The 16029-nt window shown below is 63.2% G+C and carries 11 protein-coding genes; 4 read left to right on the forward strand and 7 right to left on the reverse strand.

Annotated elements, in window-relative coordinates:
- Window positions 1-17: 17 nt before the first annotated feature.
- Window positions 18-2006, reverse strand: coding sequence for an alpha-1,4-glucan--maltose-1-phosphate maltosyltransferase (locus C4J88_RS15560; RefSeq protein ID WP_124407481.1), 1989 nt, complete (start codon window positions 2004-2006; stop codon window positions 18-20).
- A gap of 205 nt (window positions 2007-2211) precedes the next feature.
- Here C4J88_RS15560 and C4J88_RS27430 point away from each other — a divergent pair, with 205 nt between their 5' ends.
- A complete protein-coding gene (locus C4J88_RS27430; RefSeq protein WP_164484545.1) occupies window positions 2212-2388 on the forward strand; it encodes a hypothetical protein in 177 nt (58 codons plus the stop codon).
- Here C4J88_RS27430 and C4J88_RS15565 read toward each other — a convergent pair.
- Complete coding sequence (locus tag C4J88_RS15565; RefSeq protein WP_124367308.1) at window positions 2366-2857, reverse strand: MgtC/SapB family protein; 492 nt, start codon at window positions 2855-2857, stop codon at window positions 2366-2368. The genes C4J88_RS27430 and C4J88_RS15565 overlap by 23 nt on opposite strands.
- A 122-nt stretch (window positions 2858-2979) precedes the next feature.
- Between C4J88_RS15565 and C4J88_RS15570 the strand changes: the two genes are divergently transcribed.
- Entirely contained in the window at window positions 2980-3219 is a 240-nt protein-coding gene (locus tag C4J88_RS15570; RefSeq protein WP_124407482.1) for a DUF3203 family protein, read from the forward strand.
- 253 nt (window positions 3220-3472) lie between these two features.
- A complete protein-coding gene (gene mapR / locus C4J88_RS15575; RefSeq protein WP_124370965.1) occupies window positions 3473-4882 on the forward strand; it encodes a GntR family transcriptional regulator MpaR in 1410 nt (469 codons plus the stop codon).
- Window positions 4883-5061: 179 nt separating this feature from the next.
- Here mapR and C4J88_RS15580 read toward each other — a convergent pair whose 3' ends face one another.
- Both C4J88_RS15580 and glsB read right to left on the reverse strand, forming a co-directional pair.
- Complete coding sequence (locus C4J88_RS15580) at window positions 5062-5808, reverse strand: SDR family oxidoreductase (protein WP_124363173.1); 747 nt, start codon at window positions 5806-5808, stop codon at window positions 5062-5064.
- Window positions 5809-5928: 120 nt separating this feature from the next.
- A complete protein-coding gene (gene glsB / locus C4J88_RS15585) occupies window positions 5929-6837 on the reverse strand; it encodes a glutaminase B (RefSeq protein ID WP_124407483.1) in 909 nt (302 codons plus the stop codon).
- A 331-nt stretch (window positions 6838-7168) separates the two neighbouring features.
- Here glsB and C4J88_RS15590 point away from each other — a divergent pair, with 331 nt between their 5' ends.
- Window positions 7169-8251 carry an LLM class flavin-dependent oxidoreductase gene (locus tag C4J88_RS15590; protein ID WP_124408632.1) on the forward strand — a complete coding sequence of 361 codons (1083 nt, stop codon included), beginning with the start codon at window positions 7169-7171 and terminating at the stop codon, window positions 8249-8251.
- 54 nt (window positions 8252-8305) lie between these two features.
- Here C4J88_RS15590 and uvrA read toward each other — a convergent pair whose 3' ends face one another.
- The 3 genes from uvrA to C4J88_RS15605 all read right to left on the reverse strand — a co-directional run bounded on the left by uvrA (window position 8306) and on the right by C4J88_RS15605 (window position 15712).
- Window positions 8306-10831 (reverse strand): excinuclease ABC subunit UvrA, encoded by a 2526-nt coding sequence (gene uvrA / locus C4J88_RS15595; RefSeq protein WP_124407484.1) that lies wholly within the window; start codon window positions 10829-10831, stop codon window positions 8306-8308.
- Window positions 10828-12540, reverse strand: a complete 1713-nt coding sequence (locus C4J88_RS15600) for an ATP-binding protein (protein ID WP_124407485.1) — start codon at window positions 12538-12540, stop codon at window positions 10828-10830. The genes uvrA and C4J88_RS15600 overlap by 4 nt, the downstream gene beginning before the upstream one ends.
- A gap of 100 nt (window positions 12541-12640) precedes the next feature.
- Window positions 12641-15712, reverse strand: coding sequence for an error-prone DNA polymerase (locus C4J88_RS15605; protein WP_124407486.1), 3072 nt, complete (start codon window positions 15710-15712; stop codon window positions 12641-12643).
- Window positions 15713-16029: the final 317 nt, after the last annotated feature.

The raw sequence follows: 16029 nt of genomic DNA on the forward strand, positions 1-16029 counted from the left end.
GTTGATCTGCGCAAGATTCAGGAAGCAGTGATGCGCCAGATCCCGAACGGCATCTGCGGCTCCAGCCGAGTCCATTGGGTCTTGCCATACCAGGTCCAGCGATGGCCGTTCATCAAGTCTTCACCCTGGGTCTGGGCGTCGTCCGGCAAGCCCATCTCCCATAGCGGCAACTCGAAGTGCGCTTCCTGGGCGTTGTGCGGGTCGAGGTTGATGGCCACCAGCACGAAATTGCTGCCGTCCTCGCTGCGCTTGCCGAAGTACAGGATGTTGTCGTTCCAGGCGTTGTACAGCTTGAGCCCCAGGTGCGTCTGCAACGCCGGGTTTTGCCGGCGGATGCGATTGAGCTGGGCGATTTCGGCAATGATGTTGCCGGGCGCAGTGAAGTCGCGCGGGCGGATCTCGTATTTCTCCGAGTCCAGGTATTCCTCTTTACCCGGCACCGGCGCGGACTCGCACAATTCGAACCCGGAATACATGCCCCACAGGCCCGAGCCCATGGTGGCCAGCGCGGCGCGGATCAGAAACCCTGGGCGGCCGGACTCATGCAGGAAGCCAGGGTTGATGTCCGGCGTATTGACGAAGAAATTCGGCCGGTAGCATTCGCGCCAGGGCGACTGGTTCAACTGGGTGAAATACTCACTCAGTTCGGCCTTGGTATTGCGCCAGGTGAAGTAGGTGTAGCTCTGGGAATAACCGACTTTACCCAAGCGCGCCATCATTGCCGGGGTGGTAAAGGCTTCGGCCAGGAAGATCACTTCCGGGTATTTGGCCCGCACGTCACTGATCAACCATTGCCAGAACGGCAGCGGCTTGGTGTGCGGGTTGTCCACGCGGAAGGTCTTCACGCCCTCTTCCACCCAGCCCACCACGACGTCGCGCAGTTCGGTCCACAGGCCGGGAATCGCATCCGCCGCGTAAAAGTCGACGTTGACGATGTCCTGGTACTTTTTCGGCGGGTTTTCCGCGTATTTGATCGTGCCGTCCGGGCGCCAGTTGAACCAGCCCGGATGCTGCTTGAGCCACGGGTGGTCCTGGGAGCACTGGATGGCGAAGTCGAGGGCGATTTCCAGGCCGTGGTCGGCAGCGGCCTTGACCAGACGGCGGAAATCCTCGCGGCTGCCCAGTTGCGGGTGGATCGCCTCGTGCCCGCCCTCTTCGCTGCCAATTGCGTAGGGGCTGCCGGGATCATCGGGGCCGGCGTTCAGGGAATTGTTCTTGCCCTTGCGATGGCTGCGGCCGATGGGATGGATCGGCGGGAAGTACAGCACGTCAAAGCCCATGTCATGGATCATCGACAAGCGTGAATGCACATCGTTGAAAGTGCCATGCCGGGCCGGATCGTCGGTGATCGAGCGGGGAAACAGCTCGTACCAGCTGGCAAACTGGGCGCGCTCGCGCTCCACGTCGATCGGGTACACGCGACTGATGCTCAAATAGGCACGGTGGTCGGCCTGGGTCATCAGGTGTGCACTGTCTTCGTGCAGGAACTGCGCGACCTGCTCGGTTTCCAGCAGGCCGGAGAGTTCGTGATGCAGCAGCATCAAGCGGTCGCGCAGTTCGTTGTCACTGCGTTCGGCGGCCTGCAGCACCAGGCTGCGGCCTTCCTGCAGCTCCAGGCTGACCGGCACCCCGGCCTCATGCTTTTTACGCAATTCATAGCAGAAGCTGGCGAAGGTATCGATCCAGGCCTCGATGCAGTATTCATGGGGCCCCTGGGTGGTGACAGTGAATGCACCTTCCCAGCCGTTGTTGCCCACATCGCTCATGACCACGCTGTGCCAGTTTGCCTGCCCGCGCGGGCGCCAGCGCACCAGCACCGCCAGCTGGTCATGGCCATCGGCGAACACTTTACTGGTCACGTTGACGCGCTGGCCAACGACCGCCTTGACGGCAAACTCGCCACCATCGATCACCGGCATGGTGCTTTCAATCGCAATTCTGGGTAATAGCAGCGCCTGGGACAACGGCAATAAAGACTCTTCTGGAACCAGTGTTTCAGCAGTCATCGAGCATATTCCCCTTACGCCCTGTGGACGCTCTGTGCTTGATCCGAATTCTTGAGATGGCGGCGCGCTCGCTGAGCAGGCCCGTATTAGGTCCGAGCCTGGGCTTCGGGCAAAAGTTCAGGTGAATATGCCGCCACCCGGCGGGGAATCAATTCCCACCGACGGCTGTCCACCCATAGAGCAAAGCACAAAGGAGGCCACACCGATGAATATCCCCATCCCGGCTGAAACCCCGGACCCGAACATCGACAACCCGACGCTGCCCCCCACCGAGCCTGCACCGATTCCGGAAAAAGAACCGCCGGAGAACGAGCCGCCACCGGTGCAGGAACCGCCGACCACGATGCCGCCTGTGATCGTCAGTCCTTCTCGAAACGCTTGACGATTTTCGGCATCACGCTGAACACCGCCAGGGCCAGCAAGGTACTGAGTACTGCTGTCGATTCCCGGCCCAGACCGGCCGAAACCCCAATCGCAGCGGTCATCCACAAACCGGCGGCGGTGGTCAGGCCCTTGACGTGGCCGGCATCGTCATCCTTGCCCTTGATAATGGTGCCGGCCCCCAGGAAACCAATCCCGGCAATCACACCCTGCACCACCCGGCTCATGGCATCGGCCTGATTGCCGGACATCTGCGGCACCATCACAAACAGTGCCGCCCCCAGCGCCACCAGCATATGGGTGCGCACCCCGGCGGCCTTGCCCTTGCTCTCCCGCTCAAACCCGAGAATGCCACCGAGTAGCGCGGCCATCAGCAGGCGCACGGTCATCTGGGTGAGCTGCCTGGCGTCGCCGATATCGGCAAATTCAGCCTGCAGTGTTTGCCACGCTTCATGCAACCAAGCGTCCATGAATGCCCTCCTGTGTTTTTTATAGGTAACGGATGGACAGCGGCGACCGCCAGTCAGTTGCGCGGAACCTGCATACACCGCAACACCCTAACCCTCATCGCCCATGAACAAAGGAGACCGGCATGTCCCTACGTATCGAAGATCAGCTGTGCTACTTCACGCTCGGTGACAATGCTCAGGAACACAGCGTGCCTGCGACCCGAGTCAATATCGCGACCGACACCGCAAAGTCCATGTCGTACGTAGAATTGGCGGCCGAGCGGATCTACATCACCGAAGCCGAGGCCGACGCCCTGACCGTTGCGGGGGCCCATGATGGGCGTCAGCATGTGAAGGCTGATGCACCTGGCTCGGTGATTTGACTGAGGTAATTTAACTGAGCTGCGCAGTACCTGTGGGAGGGGGCTTGCTCCCGATAGCGGAGGGTCAGTTACCTGATGTATCAACTGACCCAGCGCTATCGGGAGCAAGCCCCCTCCCACATTTTGAGTCGGTTTCGTCAGTTAGCGCTGGGCGAGTCGCCCATCTGATCCGCTTTTTGTCGCACTACATGATTCTGTTATGCAATCAGAGGTGCGGGTATAGTCCCCGGGGGAAATCAGCACCAAGGCCCCCATGAAACGCTACGAAAAATTCGCCGAAGACATCGCAGAACTGATCCGCTCCGGCGTGCTCGGCCCCGGCCAGCGCGTGCCTTCGGTGCGTTACGCCAGCCAGACTTACGGCGTCAGCCCGTCCACGGTGTTCCAGGCCTACTACCTGCTGGAGCGCCGTGGCCTGATCCGCGCGCGACCGCGCTCCGGCTACTTCGTCAATACTCATGCGCCCAGCCCGTTTTCCGAACCGGTGGTGAGCGCGCAGGTGCACGAGAGCACCGAAGTCGATGTGAGTGAGCTGGTGTTTTCGGTGCTGGACTCGATCAAAGACCCGAACACCGTGCCCTTCGGCTCGGCCTTCCCCAGCCCGATGCTGTTCCCGTTGCCGCGCCTGGCCCGCTCCCTAGCCAGTGCCAGCCGTGCGATGGACCCGCGCCTGGTGGTCACCGACATGTCCCCCGGCAACCCGCAACTGCGCCGTCAGATTGCGCTGCGCTACATGGTCGGCGGGCTGATGCTGCCCATGGAAGAACTGCTGATCACCAACGGCGCCCTGGAAGCGCTGAACCTGTGCCTGCAGGCCGTCACCGAGCCGGGCGACCTGGTGGCGATTGAAGCCCCGGCGTTTTATGCCTGCCTGCAAGTGCTGGAGCGCCTGAAGCTCAAAGCCGTGGAAATTCCGGTGCACCCGCGCGACGGCATCGACCTTGACGCCCTGGCGCAGAGCCTTGCGCGTTACCCGATCAAAGCCTGCTGGAGCATGACCAGCTTCCAGAACCCCATGGGCGCCACGGTGCCGGAAGAAAAAAAGCGCGCCTTGGTCGAGCTACTGCGCAGCCACCAGGTGCCACTGATCGAAGATGACGTGTATGCCGAGCTGTATTACGGGCAGCATGCGCCGAAACCGGCCAAGGCTTTCGATACCGAGGGGCTGGTGCTGCACTGCGGCTCCTTTGCCAAGAGCCTGGCGCCGGGTTATCGCGTTGGCTGGGTGGCGGCTGGTCGCTTCGCGCAGAAGGTCGAGCGCTTGAAACTGATGACATCGCTGTGCCCGTCGATGCCGGCCCAGGCCGCGATTGCCGATTACCTGCAACACGGCGGCTACGACCGGCACCTGCGCAAACTGCGCTATGCCCTGGAAGAACAGCAAAGCGCGATGCTCGCGGCGATCGGCCGTTACTTCCCGGCGCAGACCCGGGTCAGCCAACCGGCCGGCGGGTATTTCCTGTGGCTGGAATTGCCGGAGCATACCGATTCATTGAAGTTGTTTCAGATGGCCCTGGCGCAAGGCATCAGCATCGCACCGGGGCCGATCTTTTCGGCAACCCGGCGCTTTCGCAACTGCATCCGCTTGAACTACGGCAGCCCGTGGACCGAAGCGTCGGAGCAGGCGATGGAGACCCTGGGCCGGATCGTACGCTCGTTTTGAGTTGCACAATGGCGCTCCGGCCAGTCAAGGCTCTTTGTAGGAGCGAGGCGGGCGGCTAGCCCTTGCTCGCGAAGAACGTCTAGGCAACGCATTCATTCTGAATAACCGCGGGGGCCCTGAGTTCTTCGCGAGCAAGCTCGCTCCTACAGTCGGCATGCATCGGTTGGGGAAACGCGCGATCAGCGCCCGCCCCCCAGATCGATAAACGTACCGGTGGCATACGAGGCCTTGTCCGACAGCAACCAGATAATCGCCTCTGCCACTTCATCCGGGCGCCCGCCACGGGCCATGGGGATGCCGGACTCCAGCTTGCTGACCCGGTCCGGGTCGCCACTGAGGGCGTGGAAGTCGGTGAAGATATAGCCGGGGCGCACCGCGTTGACGCGAATGCCCTCGCCCGCGACTTCCTTGGACAGGCCGAGGGTGAAGGTGTCGAGCGCGCCCTTGGACGCGGCATAGTCGACGTATTCCCCTGGCGAGCCCAGGCGCGCCGCCACCGACGAGACGTTGACGATACTGCCGCCCTGCCCGCCATGCCTGGGCGACATGCGCAGCAGCGCATGCTTGGCGCAGAGGATCGGGCCCAGTACGTTGGTCTTGAGGATTTTCAGGATACGGAATTCGGACATTTCATCGACCCGCGACTTATGGCCGACGGTGCCCGCATTATTCACCAGCGCCGTGACGCGGCCCAGCTCGGTATCGACACGGTTGAACAGGGCGATCACTTCATCTTCGTTACTGACGTCCGCGCGTACCGCAATCGCCTGTGCGCCAAGGCCGCGCACCTGTTCCAGTACACGCTGGGCGGCGTTTTCGTCGGACTGGTAGTTGATGCAGATGCGATAGCCCTGGCGAGCGGCCAGCAAGGCTGTTTCGGCGCCAATCCCGCGACTGCCTCCGGTAATGATGACGACTCTGTCCATGTGCAGTCTCCTGACTCAACCTGATGTTTGGGGTTGGGTTGAAGAATACCCGTCACGCAGGGCTTTTGTCAGGCGCGTGGGCGTGTTGGGATCGTTCCCGCGAGAAGTGTGAAAATGATATTAGAACACCGACCACCCAATCCGCTCACTCAACAACTCCAACGCCTTCATCCCCGCCAGTGAATTCCCCGCCGCGTTCAATTCCGGCGACCAGACACACACCGTAAACTGCCCCGGCACCACCGCGACAATCCCGCCGCCTACCCCGCTCTTGCCCGGTAGCCCGACCCGATAGGCAAAATTGCCCGCCTCGTCATACAGCCCGCTGGTGGCCATGATCGAGTTCACCTGCTTGGTCTGGCGCGCCGTCAGAATCTGCTCGCCACTGTGGGCGCTCACGCCCCCGTTGGCCAGGAAGCTGAACGCCCTGGCCAGGTCCAGGCAGCTCATTTGCAACGCGCAGTAGTTGAAGTAGCTATGCAGCACCGCGTCCACATCGTTGTGAAAGTTACCGAAGGCCTTCATCAGGTAAGCCATGGCCGCGTTGCGCGCGCCGTGCTGCGCTTCCGAATCGGCGACAACGCTGTTGACCAGAATCTGCGGGTTACCCGACAGGCGTCGTACGAAATCGCGCATCGACAGAATCGGCACGGCGAAGCGTGACTGGTTGATGTCGCAGATCACCAGCGCGCCGGCGTTGATAAACGGATTGCGCGGGCGGCCGCGTTCGAATTCCAACTGCACCATGGAGTTGAACGGTTGCCCCGACGGTTCGTGGCCCAGGCGCTCCCAAATGGTTTCGCCGCCGTGGTCGATGGCCTGCACCAGGCTGAACACCTTGGAAATGCTCTGCACCGAGAACAGCGTGTCGGCATCGCCGGCGCAGTAGGCCGCGCCGTCGTTGCCGTAGACCGCGATGCCCAATTGGTTGGCGGGCACGTCGGCCAGCGCGGGGATGTAATCGGCGACTTTGCCGAGGCCGATCAGGGGGCGCACTTCGTCGAGGATCGACTCCAGCAGCGCCTGCATGTCTTGTCCTGTCATCTTCTCTGGATCAGTGGTGAGCGAGGCGCGGAGGATACTTCAATGGGCGCGATAGCCCCACACAATCTCTACGACCCGCTCGGCAACCATCCGATAAATCAGTATCAGCCACTCGCGACGCCAAGTGAAAGCGTACGCAAGACCGCCGGCTAAATGCAATCTACTGATAATAGAAAAAATTATAATTCCATAATTTAATAATTAGGTTAGAACCAATCGGCCTTTTACAGACGCGCCCGTGCGCCCTACTTTCACGCTACGGACCGACCCCCTGCCCGGTGGAGGCTTGTTTATCGACTTCAACAAGGACCTGACCATGAGCATCGAATTCATCGGCTACATCGGCGGCCACCATGCCTCCGAGATCCACCCACGCAGCGGCCCGACGCTGCAGCCGGACTACGTTGAGCGTGTGGCGCGCGCCCATGAAGAGGCCGGCTTCGACCGCGCCCTGGTGGCGTTCCACTCCACCAGCCCGGACAGCACGCTGATTGCCGCCCATGCTGCCAGCGTGACTCAGCGCCTGAAATTCCTGATCGCCCACCGCCCAGGCTTTGTCCAACCCACCTTGGCCGCGCGCCAGTTCGCTACGCTGGATGTGTTCAACGGTGGCCGTACCGCCGTGCATATCATCACCGGCGGCGACGACCGCGAACTGCGCGCCGATGGCAGCCATATCGGCAAGGACGAGCGCTACGCGCGCACCGACGAATATTTGAGCGTGGTGCGCCAGGAATGGACGAGCGACAAGCCCTTCGACTTCGCCGGCACCTACTATCAGGTCGAAGGCGCGCACTCCACGGTGAAGTCGCCGCAACAGCCGCATATCCCGCTGTACTTCGGCGGTTCGTCGGCGGCGGCGATCGCGGTGGCGGGCAAGCATGCGGATGTGTATGCGCTGTGGGGCGAAACCTATGAGCAAGTGCGCGAGGTCGTGACCCAGGTGCGTGCCGAGGCGGCCCGGCATGGGCGTACGATTCGCTTCAGCTTGTCATTGCGCCCGATCCTGGCCGAGACCGAGGAACTGGCGTGGCAGCGGGCAGACACTATTTTGCAGCAAGCCACGGCGCTGGCCGAACAGAGCGGCTTTGTGCGGCGCGAACCGCCCAATGAGGGCTCGCGCCGGTTGCTGGCGGCGGCAGCGCAAGGCTCGCGCCTGGATAAACACCTGTGGACCGGGATTGCCGCCTTGCTCGGCGCACAGGGCAATTCCACGGCGCTGGTGGGCACGGCCGAGCAAGTCGCGCAGGCGCTGCTCGATTACTACGATCTGGGTATCACCACATTCCTGATTCGTGGGTTCGATCCGCTCAATGACGCGATCGACTATGGCAAGGCGCTGATACCGCTGACCCGCCAGTTGGTCGCTGAACGCGAGCGGGCCAGGCAAGTCGCTTGAGAACAGCTGGGAGGACGCTCGCGCCTCCCACATTTCTGGCGACTAACCTGGCGACTAACTCAATCTCAATTCCCGCGCCAGGAACGGCGCCGTGCGGCTGGTTTTGCTGCTGGCAACTTTTTGCGGCGTACCACTGGCAACCACCTTGCCGCCCGCATCCCCGGCACCCGGGCCGATGTCGATCACCCAGTCACTCTGCGCCACCACGCGCATCTCATGCTCGACCACCACCACCGTATGCCCCGCCTCGACCAATTGATTGAGCTGGCTGAGCAAGCGGTCGACATCCCTGGGGTGCAGGCCGGTGGTGGGTTCGTCCAGCACGTACAACGTGGCGCCCCGCGCATTGCGTTGCAGCTCGGTCGCCAGCTTGATGCGCTGCGCTTCACCGCCCGACAACTCAGTGGCCGGTTGGCCCAGGCGCAGATAGCCCAGGCCGATATCGCGCAGCACCTGCAGAGCGCGCAGCACACCCGGTTGTTCGGCAAATACGTCGACGGCCTGCTCCACCGTCAAGCCCAGCACTTGGGCGATGTTCAAGCCTTGCCATGTGATCGCCAGGGTCTCGGGGTTGTAGCGCGCACCGTGGCAGGTCGGGCATGGCGCATACACGCTGGGCATGAACAGCAATTCGACGCTGACAAAGCCCTCGCCTTCGCAGTTCGGGCAACGGCCCTTGGCCACGTTGAAGGAGAACTGCCCCGCATCGTAACCGCGCTTCTTCGCGGCTGGCGTGGCGGCGAACAGTTTGCGCACGTTGTCGAACAGCCCGGTATAGGTCGCCAGGTTGGAACGCGGCGTACGGCCGATGGGTTTCTGGTCCACCTGCACCAGACGACGGATATGTTCTAGCCCGGCGCTGATGCGGCCCTCGCTGGCGGAAGGCGCAGGGTCTTCCAGGCTGGGCTCTTCGACGTTTTCCAACACGCGCCCGAGGCCGCTGCTGACCAGTTCCAACAGCGCCTGGCTGACCAGGCTGGACTTGCCCGAACCGGAAATCCCGGTCACTGCCGTGAAGCAGCCCAGCGGGAAATCCACCGCAAGATTCTTCAAGTTATTGCGCGTCACGCCTTGCAGCTTCAGCCAGCCGCTGGGTTGACGCCGCGCCGGGTTCGCCGGGCGCGGCTCGGCAAACAGGTATTCGCGGGTCTGCGACGCGGCAATCTGCGCCAACCCCGCCGGCGGGCCGCTGTACAGCACTTGCCCGCCGTGTTCGCCAGCGGCCGGGCCAACATCGATCAGCCAGTCGGCGCGGCGCATGGTTTCCAGGTCATGCTCCACCACAAACAGCGAATTGCCGGCCGCTTTCAACCGCGCCAGTGCACTGAATAAAGCTTCGCCGTCAGCCGGATGCAAGCCTGCGGACGGTTCGTCGAGCACGTAGATCACGCCGAACAACTGCGAGCCCAGTTGCGTGGCCAGGCGCAAGCGCTGCAACTCTCCGGATGACAGCGTCGGCGTGCTGCGCTCCAGGGCCAGATAGCCCAGCCCCAGCTCGATCAGCGTACTGACGCGTTCGAGCAGGTCCGCGGCGATCCGTTGGGCCGCCAGGCGTTTTTCCACTGACAACTTCATCTTGTCCTGCCCCGCCGCCACCGGCCGCAGCAACTCGGCCAGGCGGGTCAGGGACAGTTGCGACAGCTCACCGATATCCACCCCGGCAAACTTCACCGACAGCGCCGCCTTGGTCAGGCGCTTGCCCTCGCACAACGGGCAGGCGCTGCCTTGCATGAACTGCGACACGCGCTTTTTCATCAGCGCACTTTGGGTGTGGGCGAAGGTGTGCAGGATGTAGCGCCGCGCGCCGCTGAAAGTGCCCTGGTAACTGGGCTCCAGCTTGCGTTTCAAGGCATCGCGGGTCTGCGCCGGGGTGAAGCCGGCGTACACCGGTACGGTGGGAGTTTCTTCGGTGAACAGGATCCAGTCGCGCTGTTTTTTCGGCAGGTCGCGCCACGGGATATCCACGTCGTAGCCCAGGGTCACGAGAATGTCGCGCAGGTTTTGCCCCTGCCAGGCCAGCGGCCAGGCCGCCACCGCGCGCTGGCGAATGGTCAGCGACGGGTCGGGCACCATCAGCGCTTCGGTCACTTCATACACGCGGCCCAGGCCATGGCATTGCGGGCATGCGCCCTGAGGCAGGTTCGGCGAAAAGTCCTCGGCATACAGCATCGCCTGCCCCGGCGGGTAGCTGCCGGCACGGGAATACAGCATGCGGATCAGGCTCGACAAGGTGGTCACGCTGCCCACCGATGAGCGTGCACTCGGCGTGCCACGCTGCTGTTGCAGGGCCACGGCGGGTGGCAAGCCTTCGATGCTGTCGACATCCGGCACGCCGACCTGGTCGATCAAGCGCCGCGCATAGGGCGCCACCGACTCGAAATAGCGGCGCTGGGCCTCGGCGTAGACCGTGGAAAACGCCAGGGATGATTTGCCGGAACCGGACACGCCAGTGAACACCACCAGGGCGTCCCGGGGTATATCCACATCGACGTTACGCAAGTTGTGTTCGCGGGCGCCGCGCACCCGCACGAAGCCGGTGTGCGGGGCGGTCGGTGCAGGGATGTTGCGTTGTGAAGTCATGGACAACCTTGTCTGGCGGTGAGAACGCTGCGCACCCGTTGCGTGAGGGCATCGGGGCTGTAGGGCTTGCTCAGCAGGTGAATATCAGCGCTCAGCAGATGATTGGAGGAAAGAATGTCGCGGGTGTGGCCGGAGGTGAACAGCACCGGGATCGGCGGCACCTGCTCACGCGCCCAGTTGGCCAGGTCGATGCTCTTGATGCGGCCGGGCATCACCACGTCGGTAAAAATCAATTCCGGCTGCAGGCCGGCCTGGAGCTTGGCCATGGCCTGGTCGCCGTCTTCGGCCGTCAGCACCGTGTAGCCCGATTGTTGCAGCAGCTCCACCACGGCCAGGCGCACGCCTTCATTGTCTTCCACCACCAGGATGGTTTCCTGGCCGGTGCAAGGGCTCTCCTGGCCGATCTCCAGCTCCAGATGCTCCGGTTCCAGGCTGCGCGGGAAATACATCTGCACCACCGAACCTTTGTTTTCCTCGCTCCAGATGTCCACATGCCCGCCGCTTTGCCGGACGAAGCCAAACACCATGCTCAGCCCCAGGCCAGTGCCCTGCCCTTCGCGCTTGGTGGTAAAAAACGGCTCGAACGCACGCTTGAGCACGGTGGGCGGCATTCCAGTGCCCGTGTCGGTGACAGCCAGGCGCACGTACTCGCCGGGCTTGATGCTTTTGCCCGCGCATTCGGCCGGGTTGAGAATGATGTTTTCGCCAGTGATACGAATCACGCCCTCGCCGTGCATGGCATCGCGGGCATTGATCGCCAGGTTGAGCAGCGCGTTTTCCAGCTGGTTGCGGTCGACGTTGATGCACCAGGAATCCTGCGGCAATTGCACGTCGATATGAATGGTTTCGCCCAGCGCGCGTTGCAGCAGTTCACCGAGACCGGCGTAGATACGTTGCGGGTTGTACACCGCCGGCGACAAGGGCTGACGCCGGGCAAACGCGAGCAGTTGCGAGGACAGGGTGGCCCCGCGTTCCACCGCAGCAATCGCGGCAGAAACACGCCGCTGCACCTGCGCGTTGTCCGGCTCATGACGGGCCAGCAGGTGCAAGTTGCCGGCAATCACTTGCAGCAGGTTGTTGAAGTCATGGGCCACGCCGCCGGTCAGGCCGCCAATCGCTTCCAGCTTCTGCGACTGGCGCAACTGCTCTTCGGCGGCGGAACGCGCCTGCACTTCGGCGGCTACGCGCTGCTCCAGATTGTGGGTCAGCTCCTGGCGCACGCGCTCGGACCGCACCAGTTCAGTGGTCTCTACCACGATCGCCAGCACCCCGGCCGGTTGCTGGTTGTCCCCGGCCACGGGGCTGTAATAGAGGTCCATCCACAAGGTTTCCGGCTTGCCGTTGCGCGACAACACCAGTTCCTTGTTGTTGAACGACAAGGTGCCGCCCGCCAGGCATGTATCCACTACATGCCGGTTGAACTCGGCCACTTCCGGCCACCCCAGTTCCACCGGCGTGCCCAGCAAGTACGGATGGCGCCCACCGGCGAACTTCGAGTAGCTGTCGTTGTAGATCATGTAACCCGCCCGCCCCCACAACATCACCATGGGTACAGGCGAGGCGAGCATCATCTGCACGGTGCAGGCCAGGCTGGTGGACCAGCGATCAATCGGGCCGAGGTCGGTGGTTGACCAGTCAAACCCGCGAATCCGCTGGGCCATTTCACCGGACCAGCCTTCACAGCCGTGGGGGTTGGATAAGAATTGCATGTTCGGGCTCTGGGCAGTGAGAGGACAGTCGCAGGTTTTGGAGCGCAGCGGCGATAGATGGTTTCATCTTGGCTAACTTAAGCCGAAGAAACCACTGGCCTCAGTGAAAATCCCGGCTGCGCACCACAATGCCGTCCAGCAGCGGCGTCAGGTCGGTCAGGCGCCCAGCGATCAAATGCCGCACCTCGCCCACCGCCTCCCAGCGCCCGTCCACCTTGAGCAGGCGCGACCCGACCAGGGCCTGGCGCTGACGTTCGGCCAGGTCGCGCCAGACCACCACATTGAGGTTGCCGAATTCATCTTCCAGGGTGACAAAGGTCACGCCGCTGGCGGTGCCCGGGCGTTGGCGCCCGGTGACCAGGCCGGCGACGCTGACATTGCGCCCATGTTCCACAGTCAGCAGCTCCTGGGAACTGCGACAGCGGCGCCTGCGCAGTTCCGCGCGCAGCAGCGTCAGGGGATGCGGCCCAAGCGTGGTGCCGAGCGTGGCGTAATCGGCGTGCAAGTCCTCGCCGACCGTGGGCTGGGGCAACGCCACCGGCGCTTCATCGGGACTCGGCAGGCCGGCAAACAGGCCCAGTTGCGTGTGCACGCCGGCCACTTCCCAGCGCGCCTGGTGGCGGTTACCGGCTAACGCGCGCAAGGCGCCGGCATCCGCCAGCAGCGCTTGGGCGCGCGCATCCAGGCCGGCGCGGGCGTCAAGGTCGGCGATGTCGCTGAAGGCGCGGTGCTGGCGCACGGCCTCGATGCGCCGGCCATCCTCTTCGCGAAACCCGCTGATCATGCGCAGGCCCATGCGGATCGCCGGCTGCTGGCCGTCGATGGGTTCCAGGCTGCAATCCCAGTCGCTGGCCTGCACGTCCACCGGGCGGATCTGCAGGCGATGCCGGCGCGCGTCCTGCAGGATCTGGTCCGGGCTGTAGAAGCCCATCGGCCAGCTGTTGATCAGCGCGCAGGCAAAGGCCGCCGGCTCATGGCATTTGAGCCAGCTACTGGCGTAGGTCAGCAAGGCAAAACTGGCCGCGTGGGACTCGGGAAAACCATAGCTGCCAAAGCCTTTGATCTGCTCGAAAATCTGCGCGGCAAAGGCTTCGGTGTAGCCGTTTTTCAGCATGCCTTCGCGCAGGCGCTTTTGATGCGGTTCCAGGCCGCCGTGACGTTTCCAGGCGGCCATGGAGCGGCGCAACTGGTCGGCCTCGCCAGGGCTGTAGTCGGCGGCGACCATGGCGATCTGCATCACCTGTTCCTGGAACAAGGGGATGCCCAGGGTGCGTTCCAGCACTTCTTTCAATGCCGGCGACGGATAAGTGGTGGGCTCTTCCTTGTTTCTGCGACGCAAATACGGATGCACCATGCCGCCCTGGATCGGCCCCGGCCGCACGATGGCGACTTCGATCACCAGGTCATAGAAGGTTTGCGGTTTGAGCCTGGGCAGCATCGACATCTGCGCCCGCGATTCGATCTGGAACACGCCGATGGTGTCGGCTTTGCTGATCATCGCGTAGGTGGCCGCATCCTCCTTGGGAATGCCTGCCAGGCTCAAGTCCAGGTTGCGATGGCGGCGCAGCAGATCGAAACAGCGGCGGATCGCGCTGAGCATGCCCAGGGCGAGGATATCCACCTTGAGCAGGCCGACGGCGTCGAGGTCGTCCTTGTCCCACTGAATGATGGTGCGCTCGGCCATGGCGGCGTTCTCCACCGGCACCAGGGTGTCCAGCGGGTGTTCGGAAATCACGAAGCCGCCGGGGTGCTGAGACAAATGCCGAGGAAAGCCGATCAACTGCTGGGTCAGGGTCAATACGCGGCGCAGCAGTGGGCTGTCCGGGTCGAAGCCGCTTTCACGCAGGCGCTCCAACGGCGGCGCGTCGTCACTCCAACGTCCGCAGCATTCGGCCAACGCGTTGACCTGGTCCGCTGGCAGGCCGAGGGCCTTGGCCACATCCCGCACCGCGCCGGTCGCGTGGTAACTGCTGACCACCGCCGTCAACGCCGCACGCGTGCGGCCATAGCGCTGGAACACGTATTGCAGCACTTCTTCGCGGCGCTCGTGCTCAAAATCCACATCGATATCCGGCGGCTCGTTGCGTTCCCTGGACAGGAAACGTTCGAACAGCACGTTGCTCAGGCTCGGGTTGATCTCGGTGATGCCCAGGGCAAAACACACCGCCGAGTTGGCCGCCGAGCCACGGCCCTGGCACAGGATCGAACGGCTGCGGGCAAAGCGCACAATGTCGTGCACCGTGAGGAAATAGCTTTCGTAGCCCAACTCGCTGATCAGCTCCAGCTCGGTGTTGATCTGCTTCAGGGTCTTGGCATCGATGCCGTCGGGCCAGCGCTGGGCGATGCCTTCCTTGGTGAGGGTGCGCAGCCAGGATTCGGCGTCATGGCCGGCGGGCACCAGCTCGCGTGGATAGTGGTAACGCAACTGGCCGAGGTCGAAAGTGCAGCGCCGCGCGATGGCGAGGGTTTCATCGAGCAAGGCTTGCGGGTACAGCGCGGCCAGGGCGTCGAGACTGCGCAGGTGGCGCTCGCCATTGGGATGCAGATGCAGGCCGGCTTCGGCCACCGGTACGTGATGGCGGATGGCGGTCATGGTGTCTTGCAGGGCGCGGCGCCCACGCGCATGCATGTGCACATCACCGCAGGCGACGGCCGGGATTTTCAGGCTGGCCGCCAGCTGCAGGCGTTGCTCCAGATGCCGTGCATCGTCCTGCCCGCAGTGCAAGTGCACCGCCAGCCACAGGCGCTCGGCGAAGGTACAGCGCAGCCACTGGATGCTGGCTTGGGTGTCGCTGTCCTGCGCCACCCACAACGCCAGCAGGCCGGGCAGCGGTTGCTCGAAGTCTTCCTGCAGCAGGCGATAGCTGCCCTTTTCGGCGCGGCGGCGGGCCAGGGTGATCAACCGGCACAGGTGCTGGTAACCGCTCAGGTTTTCCACCAGCAGCACCAGTTTCGGCCCGTTCTCGATGCGCACTTCGCTGCCGATAATCAGCGGCAACTCCAGCGCTTTCGCCGCCTGCCAGGCGCGCACGATGCCTGACAGCGTGCATTCGTCGGTAATCGCCAGGGCGCTGTAGCCTTGGCGTTTAGCCCGCTCGAAGAGTTCCAGCGCACTGGAGGCACCGCGCTGGAAGCTGAAGTTGGACAGGCAATGCAGCTCGGCGTAACTCATGCCTCCCCCGCCCCTGTAGGAGCGAGCTTGCTCGCGAAAAACCCAAGGGCACCGCATTCATTCTGGTGCCCCGCGTTATCGTTAACCACCTTCGCGAGCAAGCTCGCTCCTACAGAGGGTGGCGACCTATGGGCTTTCATGCATCCGCCCCTGTAGGAGCGAGCTTGCTCGCGAAAAACCCAAGGGCACCGCATTCATTCCGGTGCCCCGCGTTATCGTTAACCACCTTCGCGAGCAAGCTCGCTCCTACAGAGGGTGGCGACCTATGGGCTTTCATGCATCCGCCCCTGTAGGAGCGAGCTTGCTCGCGAAAAACC

It is taken from the genome of Pseudomonas sp. R4-39-08, assembly GCF_003852275.1.
In the GTDB taxonomy this organism is placed as follows: Bacteria; Pseudomonadota; Gammaproteobacteria; order Pseudomonadales; family Pseudomonadaceae; genus Aquipseudomonas.

Excerpts from the sequence above, each read along its gene's own strand:
- C4J88_RS15565 (WP_124367308.1), bottom strand. The coding sequence starts at position 2,857 with ATGGACGCTTGGTTGCATGAAGCGTGGCAAACACTGCAGGCTGAATTT.
- C4J88_RS27430 (WP_164484545.1), top strand. The coding sequence starts at position 2,212 with ATGAATATCCCCATCCCGGCTGAAACCCCGGACCCGAACATCGACAAC.
- C4J88_RS15590 (WP_124408632.1), top strand. The coding sequence starts at position 7,169 with ATGAGCATCGAATTCATCGGCTACATCGGCGGCCACCATGCCTCCGAG.
- C4J88_RS15605 (WP_124407486.1), bottom strand. The coding sequence starts at position 15,712 with ATGAGTTACGCCGAGCTGCATTGCCTGTCCAACTTCAGCTTCCAGCGC.
- mapR (WP_124370965.1), top strand. The coding sequence starts at position 3,473 with ATGAAACGCTACGAAAAATTCGCCGAAGACATCGCAGAACTGATCCGC.
- glsB (WP_124407483.1), bottom strand. The coding sequence starts at position 6,837 with ATGCAGGCGCTGCTGGAGTCGATCCTCGACGAAGTGCGCCCCCTGATC.
- C4J88_RS15600 (WP_124407485.1), bottom strand. The coding sequence starts at position 12,540 with ATGCAATTCTTATCCAACCCCCACGGCTGTGAAGGCTGGTCCGGTGAA.
- C4J88_RS15570 (WP_124407482.1), top strand. The coding sequence starts at position 2,980 with ATGTCCCTACGTATCGAAGATCAGCTGTGCTACTTCACGCTCGGTGAC.
- C4J88_RS15580 (WP_124363173.1), bottom strand. The coding sequence starts at position 5,808 with ATGGACAGAGTCGTCATCATTACCGGAGGCAGTCGCGGGATTGGCGCC.
- uvrA (WP_124407484.1), bottom strand. The coding sequence starts at position 10,831 with ATGACTTCACAACGCAACATCCCTGCACCGACCGCCCCGCACACCGGC.
- C4J88_RS15560 (WP_124407481.1), bottom strand. The coding sequence starts at position 2,006 with ATGACTGCTGAAACACTGGTTCCAGAAGAGTCTTTATTGCCGTTGTCC.